The organism is Sphaerochaeta sp. UBA5836 (genome assembly GCF_002432845.1).
GTDB lineage: Bacteria > Spirochaetota > Spirochaetia > Sphaerochaetales > Sphaerochaetaceae > Sphaerochaeta.
Genome location: NZ_DJGW01000068.1, coordinates 1 through 25,883, shown reverse-complemented (window position 1 = coordinate 25,883; position 25,883 = coordinate 1). Strand labels below are relative to the sequence as shown.

Below are 25,883 nucleotides of genomic sequence, written 5' to 3'. Positions count from 1 at the left end.
TTGTATGAAACGGGTCATCATCCTTGGGTGTACAGGAAGTATCGGCACTACTGCACTCAAGGCCATTCGAACCAAGCACCTCGATCTCTCCGTCGTTGGATTGTCGGCGCATGCCAATGAATCCCAGTTGGTTGCCTTGGCCCGGGAATTCTCTGTCAAGGCAGTGTGCCTTACCGGATCTGAGCTCGAATCACTTCCCAACATTCAGACTTACTCATACTTTTCCGGCCTTAAGCAGATGCTTCACTCGCTTGAAGCAGATATCGTCCTCAATGCCATCGCCGGCTTTGAAGGTTTGCAGGCTTCCCTTGAAGCCCTTTCATGTGGGTTCGATCTTGCCCTCGCCAACAAGGAAAGCATCGTATGCGCTGGATCATACCTCTTTGATGTGGCTAAAGAAAACGACTGCCGCATCATACCGGTCGACAGCGAACACTCAGCCTTGGCTGAACTGCTCAAGGGCCATGAACGAAACCAGGTGCAATCCTTGGTCCTTACTGCGAGCGGCGGGCCGTTCAGAACACTCGACGCCTCACAGTTTTCAACCATCACGGTCGATCAGGCTCTCGCCCATCCCACCTGGAACATGGGAAAGAAAATCAGCATCGACAGCGCAACCATGGCAAACAAGGCTTTGGAAGTGATTGAAGCCTCCTACTTGTTCGGTTTTGACGCCGACCGGATCGAAGTGGTGATTCATCCACAGTCAATCGTCCATTCGATGATTCGCACCTTCGATGGTGCTGTCTACGCCCAACTCGGTACTCCCGATATGACCCTGCCGATCATCAATGCCTTGGGCGAAGGAGGGACTTCATTGGTCAGACCACTCGACTTTTCCTCGTTGTCCCTGACCTTTGAGAAACCAGACTTCAAGCGCTTTCCTCTGCTCGCACTCTCCTTTGAGATCCTCAACCGCAAAGGTTCAAGCGCCCTTGCCTTCAATGCCGCCGATGAAATCGCGGTGCATGCCTTTCTGCAACGAAAAATTTCGTACCTGAAATTAATTGAGGTGGTACAGCGGACACTCCAGCAGAGGTGGGATGAAGAGGTTGCATCCTTTTCACAGATTTTGGCCCTGGATGAAAAAGCCAGACAGCTGGCAAGAAGTCTTGTATGAGTGAGACCGCCTCCCTCTTGGTGAAATATCTCATCGGGCTGGCAGGCATCACCATCGTGGTGGTCATCCATGAAATCGGCCACCTGGTTGCTGCAAAAATTCATGGTATAGAAGTTGAAATTTTCTCCTTCGGGCTTGGACCGAAGCTGCTGGGTACGCTGTACAAAGGCACTGAATACCGCATCAGCATGTTTCCCCTTGGTGGGTATTGCCGACTGAAGGGATCGGACGATCTCAGCCAGGCCCTCATCGGAGGGCATCGAACCTTCACCCACACCGAAGAGGGATCCTTGTTCTCGGTCCATCCATCCAAACGGATGATCACCTACCTTTCAGGCCCCTTGGCCAACTTCATCTTCGCCATCCTGCTCTACGCAGTGCTTGCAACCCTCCCCATGCCAGTCATTTCCAGGCTTCCCATAGTAGCTGTGGTCGACGACTACCCTGCCTTGTTCTCTGATGCGCACAGCCCTGCTTCAGAGGCAGGTATTCGGACCGGAGATGAAATTACGAGACTCAATGGTGTGAACATTGTCGATTGGGAGGATCTGGAGCGTCGGCTTAGTAAATCCAAAGGTACTGAAACCTTCACCATCAAACGTGATGATACCGAATTGGAGATTACCGTTTCAGGAGAGCAAAACACTGATGGGACCTACCGATATGGGCTGACCGTTCTCCAACAAGCTCTGGTGGGAAGTGTACGGCCGAACTCCGAGGAGTATCGTGCAGGGTTGCGTGAAGGCGACTTGATCAAAGCAGTGGATGGGAAGCCGGTCGCCAACCATCTCGACCTGCTCTCCACCCTCAATGCAACCCAGATCTCAATAGCGTTGACCGTCCTTCGTGATGGGCGTGAGGTTCTCATTCGTTTCACCCCCAAGCTCGATGAGAGCGGTGCCTTGGACCTGCAATTCTCCCTTGCTGCCGGGACGGTGAGGCGGGAAGGCATGCCGTTCAGCATCATCGAGGGCTATACCCGCACCAAACATATTGTGGACCAAACCTTTGCAATGATTGCCCGCGTATTTTCCCGGGATGAGGAGAACCTGCGCAGTTCGGTCACGGGCATGGCGCGCTCGGCCCTGCTCATCGGCGATATCACCACCCTGGGTCTGGAACAAAACACTCGAAGCGGACTCTACGCACTCTTCTATCTGATGGGCGGGGTCTCCATTTCACTGGCCATAGCAAACCTCATCCCACTGCCCGCCTTCGACGGGGGCCAGATCATAATCGCCTTGTGCGAATGGGTGAGAAAAAAGCAGATCCGACCCAAGACCTATTATGTACTCCAGCTTCTGGGTGTTGCCTGTATTATCGGGATTTTTTTGCTCTTGACGTTGGTCGACGTCCGCCATCTGTTGTCGATCAGGCGTTAGGATTGTTGCCAGCCACATATTTGCGGCTGAACTCCATTTCCTCAAAACGAACAATATTGCTGACAAATGCAAGAGAAAATACACCGGTCTCACCGTTTCGGTTCTTGGCCATGATGATTTTCGTCTCTTGAATGTTGTTCTTTTCGCGTTCGCCCTCATCGTCGGTGCGGTTCTTACCGACTTCGCGATGCAGGAGAATGACGACGTCTGCATCCTGCTCGATCGATCCACTGTCGCGCAAATCGCTGAGCTTGGGTTCTACACCGTCGGCCTGACGTCCTACCTGACTGAGGCAGACCACCGGAACATCGAGTTCACGGGCAAGTTGTTTCAACGACCGGCTGATGATGGAAATTTGTTCATGGCGGGGAATGCGGGCATCGGCCTCGGCATCGATCAGACCGATATAGTCGATGAATATCACCTGAATGTCGTGCTCCAGCTTCATCCTGCGGGCTTGGGCCCTGAGCTCCATCAGCTTCATATTGGGAGTATCCTGTATGTAGAGCTCGGCTTCATACAAGGCTCCGGAGGCATCGATGATGGCACTCATCTCGCTGTTCTTCAGGGTGGCTTTGCGGATATGGGAGAAGTCAACACGGCTGTGACCGGTCAGAAGTCGTTCCATAAGGCTTGAGGCACTCATTTCGAGCGAGAAGAAACCAACCCGGTACTTTTTCTTGACGATCATGTTCAAGGTCATGGAAAGTGCAAAGGCGGTCTTGCCGATTGATGGTCGCGCCCCGACAATGATGAACTCCTGCTTCTTGAAACCACCGGTGATGGAGTCCAAAGGAATATATCCGGTTTCAAAGCCGTTCTTGATCCCGCTGGTGCTGCGCATCTCGATATCACTGATGGTATTGGTGATAAGATCCTTGATCGAGTAGTAATTGTCGCTGCCTGCAGTCTCATTGCTCAACGTCGAGAGAGCCTGCTCTCCTTCATCGATGACTTTCTGGATATCCTGCGACTCGTCAAAAGCGTTGTCCTTGAGCTTTGAGGCGAACAATAAAAGTTTGCGCCTCTGGCTGAGGGCTTTCAGAATCTTTGCATAATACGCGGCGTTCGTCGTAGTGGGAACGTCGCTGGTGAGGGTGGAAATGTAGGAGAGTCCCCCGCACTGCTCAACCAAATTTTTTCGCTTCAGATAGGAGCTGAGCGTAATAAGGTCGAGGGTTTCAGAACTCTCCTGCCTGAACGCAACGATGGCACCGAACAGTTGCTGGTGAGCTACCTTGTAGAAGTCATCCTTGCCCAAAAAGTCGGTCACTTCAACAAGGACCTTCTCATTGAGCAGGATAGCTCCCAATACTGCGCGTTCCGCCTCTTCATTCTGGGGTGGGACGCGCCCCAGCATGCTATTCGACGCCATGCACTTACTCGGTGGCTTCGGTCTGTGCCTCTTGGGCAGCAGCCTTGGCAGCTTCAGCTTCAGCCTTGGCAGCAGCCTTGGCAGCTTCTGCAGCAGCCTTTGCCTCGGCCACCTGGCGGGCCTTGACCGTAGCTTCGCTTTCAACCACCAACTTGAGTTCTACACTCTCGTCCTCATAGAGGCGGATGCGGATCGAGTAGGTACCGACCATCTTGATTGCATGGGTGGGGACCTCGATCTTCTTGCGATCGACCTCGATACCCTGCTTTGCAAGAGCTTCCTGAACCATGGAGGAAGTGACAGAACCGAAAAGCTTGCCGCTCTCGCCGGCAGTGACAACCATGGTGAGGACAACCTTGTTCAGTTTCTCCTTCAGGCTTGCACTGGCGCTGCGCTTCTCGATCTTGCGCTTCTCGATGGCAGCGGCACGGGAAGCCAAAATGGCCTGGTTGGTCTTGTTGAACATCACAGCCATACCGGTGGGAAGCAGATAGTTACGGGCATACCCGTCCTTTACAACTACAACGTCTCCCTCTTCACCGAGGTTGACGACATCCTGATTGAGAATGATTTTCATAGGGAAAACTCCTTACTCATTACGTCTATACACAATCCAAGTCTCCGTAACACCCAACAAAGGCAGTACAAAGACAACCAGCAGGTTCACCCCGGGAATCAGAAAAGCCAGCAGGAATGTGGTTGTGACCAACCTTCCCGTATTGACGGCAAGGCCTTTTCGCAACATGAAATGTGTCACGATGGCCATACCTTGCACAGCATACAACACAGCGCTTCCCAGGGCAACCTGCAGGGACAGAGCCCTGACCAGATAGCCTGACTTGGCAAGAATCAGCAGCAATACCACAGTCCAGGAGCCGAGAAAAATCCAGATCGCAGGATCGGGAACTCTCCACTTGGAAACCCGGACGGAAAAACCGCCATCAAACCGCGCCTGATAACTCATTGCCAGGAAACTGGCAAATCCTACCAATGCCATACACAGCGGAGCCAATACGGCTCCTATCGTCAATACCGACATGTGAAACACTCCCTTGAGGGCATCCTCTGCCATCGGAAGGACTGAATCTGTCGTGCCGGAAGCCTGACCAAGAATGAGGCGGAAGGTCTCATACATTAATGAGTATACCCGCATCAACGGCTCGGTCGGCTGTGAAAACCAGATAACCACCGCGAAGGAGGCGACCACCCCGAAGAGGCAGGAAGCCAGGTAGCGGTACACTGTCCGTTGTTTTGCCATCGCGATCCATACCGCAGCAGCAACCAACAACACAGAGGGGATGAACAATCCAATCACCAACAGGATCCTTCCTTCCTCACTGCTCAAGGCGCTCCTTGAGCGAATCAACTCGGTGAGCAGTATCAAGACAGCCACCAGGATGACGGGAAGCAATTCTCCTTTGCGATCGGAAAACTTTGGGGCAAGAACCATCAAGGGAATTGTGAAGAGGAAATTGCCGACCATCATGCGGGAGAGCACATAGCTTACACCCACAGAGATCAACAGGAACTTCAGTGCTTCACGATTCTTCTGGTTCATGCTGCCCAACACAGTTTACTTCTTCTCAAACGGAAGGTACGCAAGCACGCGGGCCTTCTTGATTTCGTTGGTAACTGCTCTCTGGTGCTTGGCACAGCAACCAGTGATGCGGGCGGGCAGAATCTTTCCACGCTCGGTGATGTAGCGCCGAAGCATCTCGGGATTCTTGTAGTCGGGAGTAAGGTTTTGGGTGCAAAACTTGCAAACCTTCTTGCGGAAAGCGGGCTTTCGGCCACCCATCCGTCTGTCTCTTCCACCTTTTCCATCCATATCATTCATCATGGAATCATTATCGTCATCACGCATGCATATTTCTCCTTGCAACATCGGCTGCCCCCGGGCAGCGTTCTAGAATGGGATCTGGTCGTCGTCAAACTGCTCGGGACCGGAGATATCCATCATGGGAACTGATTCCGGCTTGGCACTTGGACGAGGGCTGTATGACCCCTGATTTCTTGCCACGTTCTGTTCGCCGTAGCTTCTCTCGCTTCTACCTTCGGTAGAACCGGGACTGGAAAGGAGCTGCAAAGAATTGACGGCAATTTCTACCCTGCTTCGACTTTGTCCGTCCTGTTCCCAGCGACTCTGTCTCAGTTCTCCGATGATTGAGACCTGCCTGCCCTTTTCCAGATACTGGTTGATGGACTCGGCACTCTTTCCAAACATCGTGCAGTCAAAAAAGTTGGCTTCATCCTCCCATCGATTGTCAGCCGTCCTCTTTCTCCGGTTGACTGCAATGGAAAAACGACAGATGGCCATACCTCCATTGGAATAACGAAGCTCGCTCTCCCTCGTAAGCCGACCCACCAACGCGACTACATTCAAGTCATTTGCCATTCTTTTGCTCCATTTCTTTTAGATTATTTCTCAGTGTTTACAAACAGGTACTTCAAAATGTTGGAGTTCAAGAGAAATCCTCGTTCGAATTCGAGGATAGTACTCGGATCTGCCTTCAATTCGAAGTAGACGTAATGTCCTTTTTCCTGTTTCTTGATGTCATAGGCCAGATATTTGACGCCCATGTCTTCCTGCTTGGTAATCTCTACCCCGGCAGTTGCAAAGGTGCTGGTCACATACTCCAGGCCAGCGTTTGTGTTCTCTTCATTTGCATTGAAGATAACGGTGAACTCATAATTTCTCATGGTTCCTCCTTACGGACTAAATGATCCGCCCACAAGAGCGGATAAAGAGGTTCTCTGAACACTACCATACTTTTCACACCAAGGTCAACAAAACCGATGCAATATCTTACAATGCCATACGTACTTGCAGAAAAAAACCGCCGGAGCGACCGACGGTTTTCTGCTTTGGTACCAAGCTAAAGATTACCAGAAAAAACTATTTATTCTTATGTCTATTTTTTCTGAGCTTTTTCTTTCTCTTATGAGTAGCAATCTTATGCTTTTTTCTTTTTCTTCCACAAGGCACTGTAGAGCTCCTTACCATCCGATTTTTTTTCAGTGTCAACCGAATCAGGGTGGTTTTGTAATTACCGTACTATTATGCGAGTATACCAAACCAAGGTCAAGGGGGATGAGCACAAAATCTCCGAACACGATTTCCATTGTAAATTGCACGGATTCGTCTTGCTCTGTTCCCACTTTCTTTCTACTATAGAGCTAGGTGGAGGTTGTATGAAGGTTCTCATCTTCGGACTGGGGATGCATGGTGGAGGTTATGCTGCTGCGTCCTATTTTCTCGACCATGGCGATGAAGTGAGGATAACAGACCTGAAGGGAGCTTGCGACTTGGGCTCCGAGATGGAGTCGCTCACGCTTCGCGGCGCCTCATGCATATCGGGAACACATCGGAGTGAAGATTTCCTCTGGGCGGACATCGTTGTCAAGAATCCCGCCATCCCACCCAATCATCCGATGCTTGCCCATGCCAGGATGGTGGTCAACGACTTTGCCTGGCTCTTCTCTTCGCCTTGGTGTGAACAGGTAAAAATCATCGGGATAACCGGGACAAAGGGAAAAACCACCACCAGTGCTGCTGTAGCGCATGTCTTGACATCCCTCGGATATGAAGCGATGCAGTGCGGCAATATGGGCATCAGCGCATTTACCGTACTCAGGGAGTGGGAACGACGGCACGAACAAGGACGAAGGCTTCCCGATTTTCTGGTTGTAGAATTCTCCTCCTGGCAAATCAGGGACTCTGTACAATCCCTGCATGGGCAGCTTCCCATCATGGAGGTTTGCGCGCTTACCAATTTTTATCCCGACCACCTCAACTCCTACGAATCCATCGAACAGTACCTTGAGGACAAACTCGAGCTGTTCACACCAAACATTCACACCGCAGTGGTCCCCGATGTCATGATGAAGCGGATTCAGATGCAGACAAAACTCGACCGCCGGCACATCAGGGGCATCGACCGATCCTGCCCGAAAGAACTGGAACAGCAACCCCATCTGCAGAGCGCCTATGCGATCCTGTTGGCGTTGGGTCTCAAATACAAGAGCATCCTCAAGGCACTGGAGAGCTTTCAGGGAGTGCCTCACCGCATCGAGCAGGTTGGAACGCTCGGCTCCATCCTGTTTGTCAATGACAGCGCTGCAACCATACCGGAGGCAGTGCATTTCTCGTATGCGAAATTCAGCTCGATGGCAGTACACTTGATCTGCGGAGGGACGGACAAGAACCTGAAAGCCGATGCCATGCTGCAAGAGGTGAAGCAAGCAAGCAGCATTTCCCTTCTGGATGGCAGCTTCACACAAAACAAGCTGCTGCCTCTTCTGCAGATGCACGGAATTGCGTACATGGGTCCATTCAAGGCCATGGGGGACGCTTTGCAGGCAAGTTTCGATGCCGCCCAAGCAAAACAGTACGAGCTCCCGGATCTGCCTCAGGCAATCCTGCTCTCACCTGGTTGCGCTTCCTTTGAACTCTTTGCCAATGAGTTCGACCGAGGCAACCAGTTCAAGAATTTGGTTGGACTCCTTCTTGAGGCTTGACCCGCCGCTTCAAATGATATCTGATGTACTCCGAAACAGCATAGATTTTCCAAGGTATGAATGCATAGACATAATCGGTTGAAGGAGTACGATAATACGCCTGGCCGCCGAAGGAGAGCTTGAACACCTCCAAACCCGCCAAATGGCTTCCCCTTCCCTTGGGACCGGGAATGCCGTACAAGTCATAGATTGCGCAACCTTTCTCACAAGCCATCCTGATTGCATAATCCTGCAACACATGAGCACAAGAGAGAGAGTCGAAGCGCAGGGAAGCCCCGTAGAGATAGACAGCCTCGAATTTGGAAAACAGCACGATGATGCCACCCACTATCTTGCGTTTTTCTGCAGCAAGCAGGAGTTTGCACTCCACATCGCCGGCCACCTTGCCATCCAGGGACAAGAGCGCTTTGATATATTTTTCCGACCGTGGGGAGAACCCGTCACGCTTGGCAGTTTCCAGATAGATTTCGTACCAACGCTTGAACGAGGCACCATCGCCGCCCCAGAGGCCCACCTCAAAAACCTGGCTGGCTTTTCGAAGGGCCCGTTTTGCTCTGTCGCGATACCCCTTCGTCACCGCTTGATACCCCCAATGCAGATCGATGCGCACAGTCCCTTCAGGCTGGACACTTTCCCTGCAGGTTCTGAAGCGGGGGCCGTTGTAGAGCATGACATTCTGATCGTTGACTTCATCGAAGGGGAGGTCGTAGCGTAACGCAAAGACAGAGGAGGGAAGCTTCTTGCGCAGGGCTTTTGCAAGCTGCTTGAGAAGCTCTCCTGTTTGAGAGGATTGCTCAGGGGCAAACGGTATATACGCCAGTTGCCAGAACGGCAGCACCTGCTTGACAAGGACCAGGAGAGAAAACTGCCTCTCTTCGTCCTCAACCTCAAAGGCATACGGCTTCCAACCGGTCCCATGCTTGACGGCAGCCCAGTAACTGCTCTGCATCACCGATCCGGCACAAACAAATTTCTTGTAATCAATCGACCGGACAACCATCGCTTCCACCTTCCCCTTATGAAACAACGGGGGCCCCCACGGCCCCCATACAGTCCATGAAATTCCTCTAGGCCATCAACCTACCGGACCATCCAGATACTGCTTGGAGGTAAGATACACTCCATCCTTTCCGATCGGCTTGCCATCGATTTTCACCACTCCTGCCTCGGTAACGATGGGCATGGAGAAAAAATGGTCGGCCTTCACATAGGGCAGAGCCTCCTTCGGAGCCTCAAAACCTTCAGGGGTGAGCATGGTACCCACTTCGAACTGTGGTGCAAACAACACCTCACAGGTGGTGTGCTCCTCGGCCTTGGGATCACTGGCTGCAAGCAGCATTCCATAACTCTTCACACCCCTGAAATTGGCAGGCTTGAGGTTGCTGACCACCACTATATGCTGGTTTTGCAACTGGTCTGCCGTGTAGTAAGGAACAATCGAGCTGACAATTGTCCTGCTCTCCTCTTCCTTCATATCGAGGGTGAGGATATACAACTTATCCCCCTGCGGGTGCTTTTCAACATTGGTAATCTTGGCAACCTTGAGAATGACTCTCTTGGCGAACTGCTCTGCCAGGCTGACCTGGTCTTCTGTGTGATCCATTTCCTTCTCCATCCTGCTGGTTTGTTCCTTCAATTTTCGCTCTTCCTGAGAACCGCTGAACCGATTTCTCAAGCTTTCAATCCGATCATCCTCCAGTTTGGTGAACAGCAATTCAGGTTGATTGAGATGCTCGATTCCTTCCACGCTACCCAAGTCGGTCCATCGGGCTTTCTCTGATCCCAGGAAAGCAAGAATACGGCTGCTCGTGGTCGGCATGTACGGCTCAACCATGATCCCCAAATCCCTGATGAGATACAGCAACGTTTTGAGCAGGCGCTCGGCCTTGGCGGGATCGCTGCTTCTCAGCTTCCAAGGCTCGCCGTCCTGGAAGGCCTTGTTGCCGATCGAGGAGAGGGCGAATATCTGACGCAGGCCTTCCCGCTCTTCAGCACGCTCCAAAAGCCCGTCGATTTCGGCTTCCTTGCCCAAGACCTGTTCCCATAATCCTTCATCAATGGAAGCAGCGAGCAAGGAGGAGGGATCGGGGTAGAACCGCTGGACGAACGTGAGGGTGCGGTTGACGAGGTTCGAAAGATTGCCGATGAGCTCCCCGTTTACCTTCTCCTGGAAATCGGCCCAGGTAAAGGTGACATCGCTCTTTTCTGGACGATTATAAAACAGATAGAAGCGCCAGACATCAGCCGGGATGCCGGTGTCCTGCACATCGTTGCCGAATATGCCGATACCATGGCTCTTGCTGAACTTCCCTCCCTCGTAGTTCAGATATTCGGTGCTGCTCATATGATGCAGCATGGTCCAATTCTCGCCGGTTGCCAGCTGGCAGGAGGGGAAAATCACCGTATGGAAGGGAATATTGTCTTTGCCGATGAACTGGAATAACTCGGTGTTCTCGGGATCCTGCCACCATCGTTTCCAATCCTGCGTTGCACTGGCGGTGATGGAGACGTAGCCGATGGGAGCATCGAACCAGACATAGAAAACCTTGTCCTCATAGCCGGGTTTGGGAACGGGGATGCCCCACTTCAAGTCGCGGGTGATGCAGCGCTCCTTCAGGCCGTCGCGAATCCATGACTTGGTGACCTGGATGGCATTGTTCGCCCAAAAACCCTCTTTACTCGCCTTCTCCATCCATCCCTCCAAAAGGGGAAGCGCTTTGGGAAGATCGATGTACAGGTGCTTGGTTTTCCTGGGAACCGGGCGGGTGCCGCACACGCCGCAGCGCGGGTTGATCAATTCAACCGGATCGAGCAGGGTCTGGCAACTGTCGCACTGGTCTCCCCTGGCCCCTTCAAAATGACAGTGGGGGCAGGTACCTTCAACGAAGCGGTCGGCAAGGAAGCGCTGGCATGAGGGACAATACAGCTGCTCAAGCTCATGCTCGCTGATATAGCCGGCCTCATCCACTTTGGTAAAAATATCCTGGACTATCCGCTTTTGTTCCTGGGTGCTCGTTCTGCCGAAATAATCGAAGCCGATAGTGAACCATGCATAAATATCGCGGTGAATTGCATGATACCTATCGCAAAGTTCCTGGGGGGTCACCCCTTCTTTCAAGGCGCGGGTCTCGGTGGCCGTACCGTACTCATCAGTACCGCAGATATACAAGGTTTCATACCCTTTTGAGCGGCAGAAACGGGCAAATACATCCGCTGAGAGCACTTGGGTCAAGTTGCCCAGATGCGGGATATTATTCACATAGGGGAGTGCGCTGGTTACGAGTCTCTTTTTCATAGGGGACATCATAGCCTTCAAAAGCGTTTATTTCAATGGCAAACCGGACATTGTCGCCAAGATTGCGACCTTGACGATACCAAGCTGAGCGGGTACATTGGTAGAGTGCTACGGCACCAACAGGAGTTATTATGGATACCATGCAGCAACCACCGAGGCCTGCGCGAAAAGTGAACAATATCAGCCCGAAGCTGGTTATCTGGATTATTGTCGCAATCGTGCTCGTCATGTTGGTTCTCAGCAGTTTCTTTGTCGTCGACCAGACTGAACAGGCGGTTGTGCTTCGCCTCGGCAAGTACAATCGTACCGTAGGTCCCGGCCTTCAGACCAAGATTCCCCTGGGGATCGAAGCCAGCTACAATGTACCTACGCAGGTCGTGCAAACCATGACCTTCGGGTATCGGACAACCACCAATGCCAGCCCGTTCTTTGGCAATACGGACTACACCAATGAGTCCTTGATGCTTACCGGTGATTTGAACATCATTGATGTGCAGTGGATCGTCCAGTACAAGATTGAGGATCCGGTAAAATGGATGTTCAACGTCGAATCGAGGGAGACCACCATTCGCGACATCAGCCAGAGCGTCATGAACAAACTGGTCGGAGACCTTCCCATCCTCGCGGTCATGACCAGTCAGCGGACACGCATCGAGGTTGAAGCCCAAGACAACATGCAAAAATTGTTTGACACCTTCGGCTTGGGAGTGCGGGTCGTCACCGTAAAGCTGCAGAACATCGTACCACCGATGGGTCAGGTGCAGGATGCCTTTGAGGATGTCAACAAGGCAATCCAGGACATGAACCGCCTGATCAACGAAGGCAAGCAGAACTACAATAAGATCATTCCTTCGGCCCGCGGTGAAGCCAACCAGATCATCCAGGTGGCGGAAGGCTATGCAAGCGAGCGTGTCAACCAGGCAACCGGTGACGTGGCGCGCTTCAACAGCGTTCGTGAAGCGTATGAGAAGAACAAGGATATTACTCGCACCCGCCTCTACATTGAAGCCATGGAGTCGATCATCAACCCAACCGGCGAAGGTTCGGTGACCTTGGTTGATAAGAACCTGGCCAACTTCCTCCCGGTCCAAATGCTTGAAGGAGGTGCAAAATGAAGGCGAATACCAACAAGAAACTTATCACCACCTTGGTTGTTGTAGTGGTATTTGTAGTGATATTCATCCTGCTTGGGCCTTTCTACATCCTCTATGAAGGCCAGCAGTCGGTTATCACCCGCTTCGGGAAAATCGTGAACGCAGAGCAAGAGTCAGGCCTGAAGTTCAAGATGCCGCTCATCGACAATGTGATCATCTACCCAAAGAAAATTCTCAGCTGGGATGGAGCCGCACAGCGCATTCCCACCAAGGAAAATCAGTTCATCTGGGTCGATACCACGGCCCGTTGGAGAATCTCCGACCCGGCAAAATACTATGAGACAGTGAACACCGTCAATAATGGTATTTCCAGGCTCAACGACATCCTGGACTCTTCGATTCGTACCATCATCAGTGAGAACTACCTCAACGAGGCAGTGCGAAACACCAACCAGATCAACTCGATGACAGTCGAGGAACAGGTCCAAAGCTTGGATGTGGAGAGCAACGAGGATGCTGAAACGTTGAGAAACCTGACAGTCACCCAGTCGAGGCAGGAGACCATCTCCATCGGCCGTGATGGATTGTCAACGATGATGTTCAATCAGGCCAAGCCGTTCACCGATGGCTTTGGCATTGAGCTGATTGACATTGTTGTCCGCCAGATCCGATACAGCGACGACTTGACCGAGAGTGTATACCAGAGGATGATCAAGGAACGAAATCAGATCGCCGAGGCATACCGCTCCTATGGACGCGGCCAGCTCGCCCAGTGGCAGGGTAAGACCGAGAGCGAACAACGCCAGATTCTTTCCGCCGCGTATGCGACCAGTGAGACAATCAAGGGTATCGCAGATGCGCGTGCAGCAGAGATTTATGCAGAGGCCTATGAAGCCGATCCTGAGTTCTTCGAGCTGTGGAGAACCTTGGAGTCCTATCGAAAGACCATTCCGGCACTCAACAAGATCCTGAGCACGGATATGCAGTATTTCGATATTCTCTATGGGAAAGAGTCTCAGTAGCCCCTGGTATTCGCAGTATTTGGAGGAAGGGAGAATACCCCTTCCTCTTTTTATGCCCTCCTGCTACACTCTCGCTCATGAGAGAGCGAGCGTGCATCATCTTCGACTTTGATGGAACCCTCTACCCCATCGCACCCTACGACAGCGAGCAGCGCCTGATCCGAAGGGTTGCAGCCTCGAAGGGCACACTCTTCAGGCAGAGGGCAAAACGCTTTATCGCTCAAGACCAAGCAGGCAGGCTCATTGATGATGCATTCCACAAGCGATATGCGCATCTGGTACGAACAGCAACACCTTCGATGATCGATGAGGTAGCCCGCGACCTTTCCTTGTTTCTCAGCGAAGAGGACATCAAGGCATTGGCCGCACTCAGATGCAGGGCAGACCTTGCCATATTGACCTGCGGGACGGAGAACCTCGTCGAGTCCTTCCTGCAGCACATCGGCCTTCGTGAGCACTTTTTCCTTATTCGAGGCAAGCGCTTGGTCTGGGATGAGATGGGAAGGACCCATATGGTTGTAGATATCGATACGCCGGAGGCAAAGGCTGAAGCCTTGACGCACCTGAGGCCTCTGTACCGGATAATCGTGGCTGTAGGGGACGGGCCCACCGATAGGCCCATGCTGCAAGCATCGGATTTGGGCCTGATCATCGATTGGAACCAGAACAATCGGGCTTACCCCTTTGAGACCCACTACAGCCTTGAATCCATCTGTGCACGACTTTTGGTCTACCTTGAGAGTGCTTGATCGGCCAAGTTGACGGCAAGCCGATAGGCATGGCGCAACACGAAGAGGGCAAGCACAAACAGGATTGCCGCAAAATAGATGAACGGAAGATCGAGCAGGACAGGGAGAATCAAGAAACCCGCCGCCACCACTTCCAAGACAAAGGAGAGTCCCAGCCCGATCAAGCCGTTGGTGTTGCTCTTCATAGCCTGCTGCGCCAAAGTCCAATCGAGCTTTGGATTATGGTAATCGATGCAAAGATGCAGTGTAGCGGCCAAAAGGATCAAGCAGAGGGAGAGCGGAGCCATCCAAACAAGGTGAAACAGGCTCACCTTGAAAAACGAGAGGGACAGGCTCAGGTATATCAGATTCGGAATTCCCACCAGACAGAAGTGAAAGAGCAGCTTTGCCTGTACGTATACACTTGCCGGTACAGGATAGAGTCGGTCAAAAACGAACATCCGGCCCTGTCTGGAGACGCTTGTGGAGCTGAGCATTCCAAGATTGGCCACCAACAGCATGGTCAAAAACACCAACTGCTCAAAAAAAGGAAAAGCTGTAAGGACCTCGGCCATACCAGCCATCTCATCCATCACCCCGGTCAGCATATAGACGAGTATCAGGATGACAGGGATGAAAAGTTCTCCCACGAGTTCGAAAAGAAAGCTGGAATTCGACCTGATGACTACCAGTTCCCGTTTGAACAATGCGGCCATCTGGCTGTTCGCCTTGAATGCAATTTCCTTTCGACGGCGGCTGCGCGTACTTTGGTTGCTCAATAGTTTCGAGAGATTTGTCTGATAGGTGCGGACCACCACCAAGCAGGTCACCAGCAGCACAGCTCCGTTGATGGCGGTCACCAACAATACCGAGGAGCCTGAAAATAGCTGTGCTGCCTGCAAGCTGAACAGCGGCAATTGCTTCTGCAGGGTTTTTAGAATCGGAGCCAAGGTGACCATCATGGACTCGTATTGAAAGTCCAGCAGGGAGTCCTGGCCGAGATTTCTGGTAAAAGCGGCACTGAGGCCCACGATGAAAAGGACCATCAAGACCATGGGGGCCGTCTCTTCAAGAAACCGGAATCGCTTGCCTCTGCTTGCACGGATGATTGCGATTGCAAAGAGAACCGAGCAGCAGAGCGGAAGCATCGGGCCGAGAAGCAGATAGGGAAGAGAAGCAAGTACGTAGTATAGGGAGAAGCCCTGGATGAATACGCCCACCACCAGTGCAGGAAGGGTTAAAAACCAGTAGAGCGGTGCATAATGCAGATAGAGAAGAATCAAGCGGCTTATTGCGGTGGAGGCATCCCCCACCTTCAGGGTTCGCACCAAAAGGATGTCCTTTGCGGTATAGAGAAAATCATGGATGGAGGTGAAGCTGAACAACAGCAAAACAATGAAGGATAAGGCGGATGCGACAAACAACCCCAAAAGCGGCTCTTCAACCAATATGCCCAGCGTCTGGTAACTATAGTAGTTCAGGCCAAGGAGCAACGAGAAGTAGATGAACATGATTATGAGCATCAAAGCTATCAAAGCCGTGAGCAGAGGGGACCTGCTGCCTTTTCTTTTAAAACTCAACCGCTCGAGGGCGCTGGTGATGGGCTTGTTTCCAAGCCAATATGCTTGTACCAACAAGCGTATGGTTTTCCAGTTCATGAGGGTGTTCCTTCTTCGGTCAACTCCAGGAAGAGTTGCTCCAAGTTCTCGGTCCCCTCCCCCTTGTTTGCCTGCAGCTGCTCGAAGCTCCCGCTGTATAGCAGCTTTCCCTCCTTGATGATTCCCAGCGTATCGCAGAGTTGCTGGGCAACCTCCAACACGTGAGTGGAAAAAAACACGGTGTTGCCCGCCTTTGCATACTCCTTGAGCAACTGCTTGAGAATGAACGAGGCTTTCGGATCGAGGCCTACCATCGGTTCATCCAGGATAAGAAGCTTGGGAGAAGGCAGCAAGGCGGCGATAACCGAAAGCTTTTGCTTCATGCCGTGTGAGTAACTGGAAATCTGATCGGAAAGTACATCGGAGAGCAGCAGCCTCTTTGCCAGTTCGTCGATGCGGTTTTTTCGTTCATGCCGATCAATCTCATAGATGTCCGCTATGAACGCAAGGTGTTCCAAGGCAGTCATCCGCTCATAGAAGACCGGCTCGTCGGGAACATAACCGATATCCTGCTTGTACGCGAGGGCATCGCTGCCGCTGTTTTTCCCGTCAAAGAGGATCGTCCCCTGGTCGGGTTTCAAAAGTCCGACCAACATTTTGATCGTAGTGCTTTTCCCTGCCCCATTCGGACCGAGAAAACCGAAAATCTGCCCGCTTTCAACACAAAGAGAGAGATTATCCACTGCATTCTTCTTCTGATTGCCATATCGTTTATAGAGATTTTTGCATTCCAACATGAGTGCAGTATAGAAGGGAACCGTACATTTGACAAGTTCTATTTCGATATTTTTCGAATTAGTTTTTATGAATATTCATTCATCATTATTCCCTGTTATTTTGTTTTTTCTGCATATTCCTTGATTATATAGAATATTTATGCAAAAACCTCTTGTCATTCTTGGTACTCTTTACTACACTGCTTCCAGATTGAACTTACCGAGCAGGGAGAAATAGCATGAACAAGGAAAAAATCATTCTTGCGTATAGCGGAGGACTCGATACCTCCGTAATCCTCAAGTGGCTGGCCAACAAGGGCTTCGATGTCATCGCCTATGTTGCGAACGTCGGACAGAACGAGGATTTTGCCGCCATCGAGAAAAAAGCATTGGCTACCGGTGCATCCAAAGTCTATGTTGAGGACCTGCGCAAGGCTCTGGTAACCGATTACATATTCCCTGCATTGAAGGCAAATACCATCTATGAAGGCACCTATATGCTGGGAACCTCGCTGGCCAGGCCGATCATCGCCAAGCGCCAGATTGAAATCGCCCGCAAGGAAGGCACCGTCTATGTGGCACACGGGGCAACCGGAAAGGGAAACGACCAAGTTCGTTTTGAGTTCGGCTACTACATGAACATGCCTGAAGTGAAAATAATCAGCCCCTGGAAGGATCCCGAATGGCTTTCCCAGTTCGAGGGAAGAAGCGATATGATCGCCTATGCCCAAAAGTATGGCATTCCCATCAAGGCATCGACCAAGAAGCCGTACAGCGAGGATGAGAACCTGATCCATATCAGTCATGAGGCAGGTATTCTGGAAGATCCCTCAAAGCGGTGCGAAGAGGACGTATTCAGCCTGACACTCAGCCCCCAAAAGGCTGCCGACAAGGAAACCCTGCTGAAGATCGAGTTCAAGGACGGCATTCCCGTCTCTGTATCCGATGAAGAGGATCACACATGTGTCACCGATCCGCTGCAGATGATTCTGTATCTGAACAAGCTCGGCCACGATAATGCCATAGGCCGGGTGGATATGGTGGAGAACCGCTATATCGGCATCAAGAGCCGTGGCGTATACGAGACACCGGGCTGTGAGATCCTTTGGAAGGCACACCACAACCTGGAGGGCATCACCATGGACAAGGAAGTGATGCACCTGCGTGATTCGCTGATGCCCAAGTACGCCGAGCTTATTTACAACGGCTATTGGGGGGCCCCGGAGTTTGAGATGCTCACTGCCGCCTTCGAACAGAGCCAGAAGAACGTCACCGGCACCAGCAAGGTTGTTCTCTACAAAGGCAATGTCATTTTCGCCGGGGTCTCAAGCCCTGTCTCCCTCTACAATGAGGCGCTCGGGTCCATGGACAAGGCAGGAGGGTACCAGCCGGTGGATTGCAAGGGATTCATCAACATCAACGCCATCAGGCTTATGGCAAGCGCCAAACGGGATGCACAGTAAGCAGCGGGCCGCCTCCGATGGAGGCGGCTTTCCTGGACCGACTGAATTTTTGCATGCTACAATAGGATGGTGAGGAGTAGTCATGGATGACAGGGCATACTTGGTGCAAGCAGTAGAGAAAGCACGTGAGACGATGCATCAAAACCTGGGAGGGCCCTTTGGCGCCTTGTTGGTGGATCATCTGGGCGAAGTGTTTGTTGACTCCAACACGGTTTTGGGCAGCAACGATCCTACGGCCCATGCCGAGGTGAATGTAATCAGGCAGGCCTGCAAGAAGAAAGGAACCCACGACCTGAGCGGTTGCATACTCTATACCACCTGTTACCCCTGCCCCATGTGCCTGTCAGCCTGCATTTGGGCGAACATCAAGGAAGTGTATTATGGATGCACCCCGCAGGACGCCCAAGCCATCGGATTCCGCGATGATTTCATCTATCGGTACATCAAAGCAGGATGCAGTGATGCTTCCGTCCTTGCGCTGCATCCAAGCAATCGACAAGCCTGCCTTCCCCTCTTTGAAGAGTATGCCGCCCTGGAGAAAGAACTCTATTGATCCGAAGGCTGCCCTCTACTGCAGTTCCTGATAGTGTTCGATGCCCAAAGCCAGGATGTCATGGATATGTTCATCGTTCAGTCGGTACAAGACATTGCGCCCGTCTTTGCGGAACCGCACCAAACGGCAAGCCCTCAGCAACTTCAATTGCTGACTGATGGTGCTTTGCTGCATCCCGAGCTCCTCGCTGATGGCATTCACCCCCCGCTCACCCTGTTCGAGGAGGAAGAGGATTTTCAGGCGGGTGGGATCGCCGAAGACTTTGAAGAAATCGGCTATGTCCACGATTTCCTCTTCCAAGGGGAGAACTATCTCATTTGTTGAATTGTCTGTAGTATGCATGCAACCAGTATAGAGTGAGCAAGCAGAAATGAAAAGTAAAGGTTTCATGGCCGCTGTATTTCCAAAACCGGGAATATACGGTACATTTTTGACACATCGTCCGTGACCGTAAGCCGAAAAATCTCCCTGATTTTCGAAACTATAAGCAACAGACCCCCTTAAGGAGGCAGGTATATGGATATTCAGAAAGAAGCTGCCAAGCTTGTACTTGGCGACAAGGAAGTGGACCTCACCGTCATCACGGACAATATGGGAGGAAAATCGATTGATATCACCTCCCTGCGCAAGCAGACCGGGTTCATAACCTATGACCCCGGTTTTGTGAACACTGGATCCTGCATGAGCTCCATCTGCTTTGTGGATGGAGAACAGGGCATCCTTCGCTATCGCGGCTACGATATCGAGGACCTTGTGGAGCATTGCGATTTCGTCGAGGTTGCGTACCTGCTCATCAAAGGCGAGCTTCCCACCCTCGCCCAACGGCATACCTATGCGGAAATGCTCAACCGCCACTCCCTGCTGCATGTGGATATGCGCAACTTCTTCCGAGATTATCCGCAGGAGGCGCATCCCATGTCGATTCTCTCGGCCATGGTCGCTTCACTTTCGGCTTTCTATCCCGAACTTGAGGATGCCGATCCTGAAGAAAACGTCGACCTCACCGTCAGCCGGCTGCTTTCAAAAATGAGAACCATCGCAGCATTCAGTTATCGTCAGATGAACGGTCTCGATTTCGTCGATCCTTCCTACAAGTTCTCCTATTGTGAAAACTTCCTCAATATGCTGTTTCACACGCCTGTCAATGCCTATGTTCCCGATCCTTTACATGTAAAAGCCCTGAACATCCTTTTGATTCTCCATGCCGACCATGAACAGAACTGCTCCACCAGTGCAGTACGCCTTGTGGCAAGCAGTGAAGCAAACCTGTACGCCTCGGTGGCAGCCGGCTGTTGCGCCTTGTGGGGCAGTAAACACGGGGGAGCAAACCAAGCCGTCATGCAGATGCTCAATCAGATTTACACCGAGGGCTTGAGCATTGAAAAAGTCATTGAGATGGCAAAGAGCAAGGAGACACCCTTCCTGTTGTATGGATTCGGACACAGGGTGTACAAGACCTACGACCCCCGGGCAAAGATTGCTAAGAACTTATGCCAGCAGATATTGGGAGCCGACAGCCAGACCGATCCCCTGCTGCAGATTGCAATCGAACTTGAGCAGGCGGCCTTGAAGGACCCGTATTTCATTGAACGCAATCTCTATCCCAATGTAGACTTCTATACCGGCATCATTTTCCACGCCATGGGAATTCCCGAATCGATGTTCACCGTGCTGTTTGCCATGGGCAGGCTTCCCGGCTGGATCGCCCACTGGCTTGAATGGAGACATGATCCGTATCAGAAAATCGGCAGGCCCAGACAAGTCTACTCCGGCCCCCATGTGCGCAAGGTGGTACCGCTTGAGGACCGATAATGCCTTGATTTTCGATTTCAATGGTACGCTGTTCTGGGATTCCGAGTATCATCGACAAGCCTGGAACAGCGTTTCAATGCAGTACCGGAAAAAACCATTATCCCTTGAGGAAAGCCACTACCTCAATGGTCGAACCAATGCCGAGACCATCACGTACCTGTCGGGGTATCTGCCCGGTACAGCGGAATTGGAAAGGCTGAGTGAAGAGAAAGAGCTGATCTATCAACACATCTGCATGGACAATCAGCCGCTTCACCTTGCTCCGGGCTTCTTGGGTTTGGCAGCCAGGGCCAAGGCGCTTGGGGTTCCCATGGCCATTGCCACCAGTGCAGGCAAGTCCAACATAGAACGCTACAAGCTTTGGTTCGGCCTGTGCGATATCATCGACGAGGACTTGATCATCTACGACGACGGAGTGCGCAAAGGAAAACCCGAGCCGGATATCTATCTCGATGCTTGCAGAGCCCTGGGCATTGAACCTGCCTTGTGTACCGTGTTCGAGGACACAAGAGCCGGCATTCTTTCAGCCAAGGGTGCAGGTATTGGGAGCATCTGGGCGGTGGCAAGCCCGGGAAGCGACCGGGACACACTACAGGCCATGGACGGTGTCCATGGCCTGCTTGAAGACTTTTCCTACTATCCCCTACAGTAAGGCAACCAGTTCTTGGCCGAAAGCCTGCGTCCCGACGAGATTGGCTGCCCGCCCTTCCTTGATCATCGCCTGATAAAAATCCGAGGTGACACTGCCCTTGGCGATTGCCTTGCCTACGGCACTACTGATTATGGCAGCAGCTTCATCCCATCCCAGATACTGGAGCATCATCACCGCCGACAGAACCAGGGAAAGCGGATTCACCATATCCTTGCCCGCAATATCGGGAGCCGTCCCGTGGGTGGCTTCAAAAATTGCATAGCCAGTCTGGTAATTGATGTTTGCTCCCGGTGCGATTCCGATACCACCGACTTCGGCTGCCAAGGCATCGGAGACATAATCGCCGTTGAGATTCAGCGTCGCTATCACGTCGTATGCCTCAGGCTTGAGCAAAATGTTCTGCAAGAAGGCATCGCAGATGCAATCCTGGATATAAAGAGGTTCACAATCCTTGCGGGGGATGAAAACACGCTTTTTCTCATCCAGCCGGGCCCCGAACTCCCGCTTGGCAAGCTCATAGCCCCAAGCATTGAAGCCGCCTTCGGTAAACTTCATGATGTTGCCCTTGTGCACCAAGGTTACACTGCGTCGCTTGTGCTCCAAAGCATAGGAGATGGCGGCCCTGATCAAGCGTTCACTGCCCTCGCGGCTCACCGGCTTTATACCCAGGGCGCTGCTTTGGGGAAAGCGTATCTTCTTCACTCCCATTTCGGTGGAGAGGAAATCCAAGACCTTTTGGACATCACTGCTCCCGGCCTCCCACTCGATGCCCGCATAGATGTCCTCGGTATTCTCCCGAAACACAACCATGTCGACTTTCTCTGGATGTTTTACGGGTGAGGGAACACCGGCAAAATACTCAATAGGCCTGAGGCAGACATAGAGGTCCAAGCTCTGGCGCAGTGCCACATTCAACGACCTGACGCCCTTTCCTACCGGAGTAGTCAGCGGTCCCTTGATGGCAACTTTGTAGGTATCGACCGCTTCCAAGGTTTCGTCGGGCAGATAGGAGCCTAATCTGTCCATGGCTTTCTGGCCGGCCAACACCTCAAGAAAGTGTATCGATCGCCTTCCTTGGTACGCCTTCTGCACCGCATGGGCGACTACAGCTTTCATTACAGCTGTAATCTCGGGCCCTACGCCATCCCCTTCGATGAAAGGGATGGTTACCTGATCGGGTACTGCAAGCCTGCCGTTCTCAATGCTGATTGCTGTATTCATCAGTTTCTCTCCTTGAGGATGTTCAGCAAGCCGCCGCTGATGAGCATGCTGCGCTGTTCGTCGGTGATATCGCATCGAAGGACGATTTCGGTGCTCTTTGTCTTGTTCTTGAGCACCACTTCACGTCCTTTGATCTGTTCCTTCACATTCTCCAACAACAGTTCATCGTTTGCTTCGAACTTTGCATAATCATCCTCGTTCACGAAGGTCAGCGGGATGATGCCGAAATTGCAGAGGTTGTTTTGGTGGATGCGCTCGATGGAGACGGCGATGACGGCCTTCACCCCGAGGTACATCGGGCAGATGGCGGCATGCTCTCGGCTGGAGCCCTGTCCATAGGATGCACCGGCTACAATGAAGTTGTCTTTGCCCCGATCCTGATTCTCGATGCATCGTTGGCTGAAATGCTCGTCGATCGGTTCAAAGACGTATTTGGAATACACCGGGATATTCGAACGATACTTCAGGCGGCTTCCTGCCGGCATGATGTGGTCGGTGGTGATCTTATCTCCCACCTTGATGGTGACATACCCCTCCAAATCATCCTTCAGGGCGGTATTTTTGGGAGGATCGCCGATATTGGGCCCTCGGAAAATCTGGACGTTCGAACCGTCTTTTGGAGGGAATATGAACATGGAGTCATCCAGGAGGAACTGCGTCGGATGAACAACCTCGGGGTATTTTATTCCATGATCGGAAAGCGGATCGGTAAAGACCCCGGTGATGGCAGCCAAGGCTGCCGTTTCCGGGCTGACCAGATAGACTTGTCCGCTTTTTGTTCCGCTCCGGCCTTCAAAATTTCGGTTGCTCGTCCTCAGGCTCACCCCATCGGTTCCCGGACTCTGGTGGTTGCCGATGCAAAAGCCACAGGCGCTTTCCAGGATGCGTGCACCGCTTTGGATGAACTTGGTAAGAGAGCCGTCCTTGCTGAGCATCAAGAAGACCTCACGGCTGCCGGGGGCTATTCCCAGGCTCACATGGTCGGCAACCGTGTGCCCGTCCAGAATGTCGGCAACTTTTTTCATATCTGCATAGCTGGAATTTGTGCAAGACCCGATGAGCACCTGGTCCACCCGCTTGCCTGCAAGCTTCGAGACGTTTTCGATATTTCCCGGTGAGTGCGGACACGCCATTTTCGGTTCGAGCTTTGACAGGTCAATCTCAAAAAGCCCGTCATAGACGGCATCATCATCAGCGGACAAGGCAACCCAATCCTTCTCCCTGCCCTGGGCTTTGAGGAAGAAACGTGTCTTCTCATCGGATGGGAAAATACTGGTGGTAACCCCGCACTCTGCACCCATATTGCAGATGGTGGAACGCTCGGGAACCTCAAGGGTGGCAACCCCGTCGCCGGTATATTCGAAAATGCAATTCACATTGCCTTTCACCCCGTATCGTTCAAGAACGGTAAGGATCACATCCTTTGCAGCAACCCAGGGGCGCAGCTTGCCGGTGAGCCTGATTTCGATGACCTTCGGGCTGATGAGATGGAAGGCTCCTCCTGCCATTGCGACTGCAACATCGAGCCCTCCGGCTCCGATGGCGATCATGCCAATGCCGCCTCCGGTTGGAGTGTGGCTGTCGCTTCCCAGCAGGGTCTTGCCGGGCTTTCCGAAGCGCTCGAGATGCACTTGATGGCAGATGCCATTGCCCGGCCGGGAGAAAATGACTCCCTTGGCTGCTGCAACGGTTTGCAGATAGCGATGGTCGTCGGCATTTTCAAAGCCGACTTGGATGGTGTTGTGGTCGACATAGCTCACTGCCAGCTCGTTCTGCACCCGGTTCAGTCCCATAGCTTCGAATTGGAGATAGGCCATGGTCCCTGTAGCATCCTGGGTCAGTGTCTGATCGATAAGGATGCCGATTGGTTTCCCTGCCTCAAGCGTTCCTTCCTTCAGGTGTGAAAACAGAATCTTTTCCGTCAGCGTCTTGCCCATACCCAACTCCTTGTTCAGATGATAAGGCTATTGTATACGAATCAACGGGTCTGTGTAAAACCTATTGCTTCCTTCGCTGCCACACTGCTGCAACCGCCATCTCGATGCCAACCAGCACCAGGGCCGCGAGGGCAACAATGAAAAGCAGCCGTGAAAAGGAGAGTTTCTCGTAGATATACCCTCCCCCGACAGCTCCCATGATGGTTCCGATGGTCAGCAGCACTTCATGGATGATCATCCGCTGGGAGCGGTTGATGCTGCCGCTCGCCCCATGGAACATGCTCTGGTCGTAGGCGAAGGCAAAGAGAAAGCCGAAGACCAAAAAGAAGAAGGCATAGGAAAGTGGCTTGGTGAAACCGGTTGCCAGGAGGCAGGACAAGGCAAAGAGAATCTGGACCAGAAAAATGTAGCGTTTCTTGAAGTGCCAGAACTCAAGCCTTCCAAGAGCAAGAAAGGAGAGACAGGTCGCCACCCCGCGGATGAGAAGCAACAATCCAGTTTCACTTTCACTGATTTTCAGCTCATCCTGGGCATAGAGGGGGAAAATGGTAAGGATGATGCTCATGCCGCTGTACAGAGCCATGATGCCGGTCCATGCATAGAATCTGAGCGGAGTGCTCTGATCAACCTTCTCGTTGGCATTGTTCTCCAAGTGCTCGCTCTGTACGGCACGAATACCGGGAACCAATGCACTGCTGATGAAAATAATGAGAAAGACACATGCGAACAACAGCACCGAGACATAGAACGGCATCACGGTGGACACCTCAACCAGAAGCCCTGCTATATAGGAGCTTATGCCGACACCGAACGACCAGGAGAAATTGAAGGCATTCGCCACCCGGTTCAGGCTTGCTCCCTCCTTTCCCCGGGAAAACCATCCTTCGATCTGCGGCCACAGCAGGCTCATGAAGCCTCCATAGAGTGCGAGGGCGAGATAGGCTACCGGCAACGATTTCGTAGTGACAAAGAGGAATACGGCAACAGCCATCCCTGCAAGAGAAAGCTGGACCAGATGGCGTGGTCGGAAGTGGATGGTATATGGGGCAAGGAGGATGCAGAAGATCAGATAGGTGGCGGGACTGATGGAAGCGGCCAGCCCTATACCGTCGGCACCGAGGGAAAACACCTGTCTGAGGTGGTACACGAGGGCGAGGTTGACCATGGCAATGGTCAGCTGTGCAAGGAAGGATGCGATGTTCAGGACCCAGAATTGGATCGTGTCTGTTTTTTGCGGTGAAAAATACATGCTTGGCTCCAGATGGTGATGCGTGCACTGTATAGCGAACAGTGATTCTTGCGCAAGCAGGGAAAAAAGGCTACTGTAGGGTATGAAC

General features: G+C 52.2%; 24 protein-coding genes. 10 read left to right on the top strand and 14 right to left on the bottom strand.

From position 1 onward, the window contains the following. Positions 1 to 4 precede the first annotated feature (4 nt). Together dxr and rseP are read left to right on the top strand one after the other, a co-directional pair. A complete protein-coding gene (gene dxr, locus B3F49_RS05325; RefSeq protein ID WP_293895247.1) occupies positions 5 to 1,120 on the top strand; it encodes a 1-deoxy-D-xylulose-5-phosphate reductoisomerase in 1,116 nt (371 codons plus the stop codon). After that, positions 1,117 to 2,502, top strand: coding sequence for an RIP metalloprotease RseP (rseP, locus tag B3F49_RS05320; RefSeq protein ID WP_293895249.1), 1,386 nt, complete (start codon positions 1,117 to 1,119; stop codon positions 2,500 to 2,502). The genes dxr and rseP overlap by 4 nt, the downstream gene beginning before the upstream one ends. On the opposite strand, the gene dnaB is transcribed toward rseP, so the two are convergent. The 6 genes from dnaB to rpsF are packed head-to-tail and all read right to left on the bottom strand — an operon-like array spanning position 2,492 to position 6,577. Further along, positions 2,492 to 3,877, bottom strand: a complete 1,386-nt coding sequence (gene dnaB, locus B3F49_RS05315; RefSeq protein WP_293895252.1) for a replicative DNA helicase — start codon at positions 3,875 to 3,877, stop codon at positions 2,492 to 2,494. The two genes, rseP and dnaB, sit on opposite strands and share 11 nt — an antisense overlap. Positions 3,878 to 3,881: 4 nt before the next feature. Continuing rightward, a complete protein-coding gene (gene rplI, locus B3F49_RS05310; protein WP_293895255.1) occupies positions 3,882 to 4,454 on the bottom strand; it encodes a 50S ribosomal protein L9 in 573 nt (190 codons plus the stop codon). A 12-nt stretch (positions 4,455 to 4,466) separates the two neighbouring features. Further along, a complete protein-coding gene (locus tag B3F49_RS05305) occupies positions 4,467 to 5,435 on the bottom strand; it encodes a DUF115 domain-containing protein (protein ID WP_293895258.1) in 969 nt (322 codons plus the stop codon). A 15-nt stretch (positions 5,436 to 5,450) separates the two neighbouring features. Then, complete coding sequence (rpsR, locus tag B3F49_RS05300) at positions 5,451 to 5,741, bottom strand: 30S ribosomal protein S18 (protein WP_244774806.1); 291 nt, start codon at positions 5,739 to 5,741, stop codon at positions 5,451 to 5,453. A gap of 42 nt (positions 5,742 to 5,783) precedes the next feature. Further along, on the bottom strand, positions 5,784 to 6,272 hold the full coding sequence (ssb, locus tag B3F49_RS05295; protein ID WP_293895263.1) for a single-stranded DNA-binding protein: 489 nt from the start codon (positions 6,270 to 6,272) through the stop codon (positions 5,784 to 5,786). Between the two features lie 23 nt (positions 6,273 to 6,295). Next, complete coding sequence (rpsF, locus tag B3F49_RS05290) at positions 6,296 to 6,577, bottom strand: 30S ribosomal protein S6 (protein WP_293895266.1); 282 nt, start codon at positions 6,575 to 6,577, stop codon at positions 6,296 to 6,298. Between the two features lie 492 nt (positions 6,578 to 7,069). Between rpsF and B3F49_RS05285 the strand changes: the two genes are divergently transcribed. Continuing rightward, positions 7,070 to 8,395, top strand: coding sequence for a Mur ligase family protein (locus tag B3F49_RS05285; protein ID WP_293892040.1), 1,326 nt, complete (start codon positions 7,070 to 7,072; stop codon positions 8,393 to 8,395). On the opposite strand, the gene B3F49_RS05280 is transcribed toward B3F49_RS05285, so the two are convergent. Together B3F49_RS05280 and metG are read right to left on the bottom strand one after the other, a co-directional pair. Then, positions 8,361 to 9,395, bottom strand: a complete 1,035-nt coding sequence (locus tag B3F49_RS05280; RefSeq protein WP_293892042.1) for a lipid II:glycine glycyltransferase FemX — start codon at positions 9,393 to 9,395, stop codon at positions 8,361 to 8,363. The genes B3F49_RS05285 and B3F49_RS05280 overlap by 35 nt on opposite strands. A gap of 75 nt (positions 9,396 to 9,470) precedes the next feature. Next, positions 9,471 to 11,690: a methionine--tRNA ligase gene (gene metG / locus B3F49_RS05275; RefSeq protein ID WP_293892037.1), complete on the bottom strand. Its 2,220-nt coding sequence runs from the start codon at positions 11,688 to 11,690 to the stop codon at positions 9,471 to 9,473. A 131-nt stretch (positions 11,691 to 11,821) separates the two neighbouring features. Between metG and hflK the strand changes: the two genes are divergently transcribed. The 3 genes from hflK to B3F49_RS05260 all read left to right on the top strand — a co-directional run bounded on the left by hflK (position 11,822) and on the right by B3F49_RS05260 (position 14,555). Next, on the top strand, positions 11,822 to 12,805 hold the full coding sequence (gene hflK / locus B3F49_RS05270; RefSeq protein WP_293892034.1) for an FtsH protease activity modulator HflK: 984 nt from the start codon (positions 11,822 to 11,824) through the stop codon (positions 12,803 to 12,805). After that, positions 12,802 to 13,806 (top strand): protease modulator HflC, encoded by a 1,005-nt coding sequence (gene hflC / locus B3F49_RS05265; RefSeq protein ID WP_293892031.1) that lies wholly within the window; start codon positions 12,802 to 12,804, stop codon positions 13,804 to 13,806. Before hflK ends, hflC begins: the two co-directional genes overlap by 4 nt. 77 nt (positions 13,807 to 13,883) lie before the next feature. After that, positions 13,884 to 14,555 (top strand): haloacid dehalogenase-like hydrolase, encoded by a 672-nt coding sequence (locus tag B3F49_RS05260; protein WP_293892028.1) that lies wholly within the window; start codon positions 13,884 to 13,886, stop codon positions 14,553 to 14,555. Here the strand turns inward: B3F49_RS05260 and B3F49_RS05255 are convergent. Then, entirely contained in the window at positions 14,537 to 16,192 is a 1,656-nt protein-coding gene (locus B3F49_RS05255; protein WP_293892025.1) for a hypothetical protein, read from the bottom strand. The genes B3F49_RS05260 and B3F49_RS05255 overlap by 19 nt on opposite strands. After that, positions 16,189 to 16,929 carry an ABC transporter ATP-binding protein gene (locus B3F49_RS05250; protein WP_293892022.1) on the bottom strand — a complete coding sequence of 247 codons (741 nt, stop codon included), beginning with the start codon at positions 16,927 to 16,929 and terminating at the stop codon, positions 16,189 to 16,191. The genes B3F49_RS05255 and B3F49_RS05250 overlap by 4 nt, the downstream gene beginning before the upstream one ends. A 218-nt stretch (positions 16,930 to 17,147) precedes the next feature. Between B3F49_RS05250 and B3F49_RS05245 the strand changes: the two genes are divergently transcribed. Beyond that, positions 17,148 to 18,371, top strand: coding sequence for an argininosuccinate synthase (locus B3F49_RS05245; RefSeq protein ID WP_293892019.1), 1,224 nt, complete (start codon positions 17,148 to 17,150; stop codon positions 18,369 to 18,371). An 82-nt stretch (positions 18,372 to 18,453) separates the two neighbouring features. Then, positions 18,454 to 18,924 carry a nucleoside deaminase gene (locus tag B3F49_RS05240; protein ID WP_293892016.1) on the top strand — a complete coding sequence of 157 codons (471 nt, stop codon included), beginning with the start codon at positions 18,454 to 18,456 and terminating at the stop codon, positions 18,922 to 18,924. 15 nt (positions 18,925 to 18,939) lie between these two features. Here the strand turns inward: B3F49_RS05240 and B3F49_RS05235 are convergent, their stop codons facing one another. Beyond that, a complete protein-coding gene (locus B3F49_RS05235; protein ID WP_293892014.1) occupies positions 18,940 to 19,266 on the bottom strand; it encodes an ArsR/SmtB family transcription factor in 327 nt (108 codons plus the stop codon). A 174-nt stretch (positions 19,267 to 19,440) separates the two neighbouring features. Here B3F49_RS05235 and B3F49_RS05230 point away from each other — a divergent pair, with 174 nt between their 5' ends. Then, on the top strand, positions 19,441 to 20,736 hold the full coding sequence (locus B3F49_RS05230; protein ID WP_293892011.1) for a citrate synthase: 1,296 nt from the start codon (positions 19,441 to 19,443) through the stop codon (positions 20,734 to 20,736). After that, the gene (locus B3F49_RS05225; protein WP_293892008.1) at positions 20,723 to 21,388 is read left to right on the top strand and encodes an HAD family hydrolase; all 666 of its coding nucleotides are present in this window, start codon (positions 20,723 to 20,725) and stop codon (positions 21,386 to 21,388) included. Before B3F49_RS05230 ends, B3F49_RS05225 begins: the two co-directional genes overlap by 14 nt. On the opposite strand, the gene icd is transcribed toward B3F49_RS05225, so the two are convergent. From icd to B3F49_RS05210, 3 genes are all read right to left on the bottom strand, one after another. Then, positions 21,380 to 22,609 carry an NADP-dependent isocitrate dehydrogenase gene (gene icd / locus B3F49_RS05220; RefSeq protein ID WP_293909490.1) on the bottom strand — a complete coding sequence of 410 codons (1,230 nt, stop codon included), beginning with the start codon at positions 22,607 to 22,609 and terminating at the stop codon, positions 21,380 to 21,382. The two genes, B3F49_RS05225 and icd, sit on opposite strands and share 9 nt — an antisense overlap. Beyond that, positions 22,609 to 24,546 carry an aconitate hydratase gene (locus tag B3F49_RS05215; RefSeq protein ID WP_293909487.1) on the bottom strand — a complete coding sequence of 646 codons (1,938 nt, stop codon included), beginning with the start codon at positions 24,544 to 24,546 and terminating at the stop codon, positions 22,609 to 22,611. Before B3F49_RS05215 ends, icd begins: the two co-directional genes overlap by 1 nt. A gap of 61 nt (positions 24,547 to 24,607) precedes the next feature. Then, a complete protein-coding gene (locus B3F49_RS05210; RefSeq protein WP_293891999.1) occupies positions 24,608 to 25,795 on the bottom strand; it encodes an MFS transporter in 1,188 nt (395 codons plus the stop codon). Positions 25,796 to 25,883 lie beyond the last annotated feature (88 nt).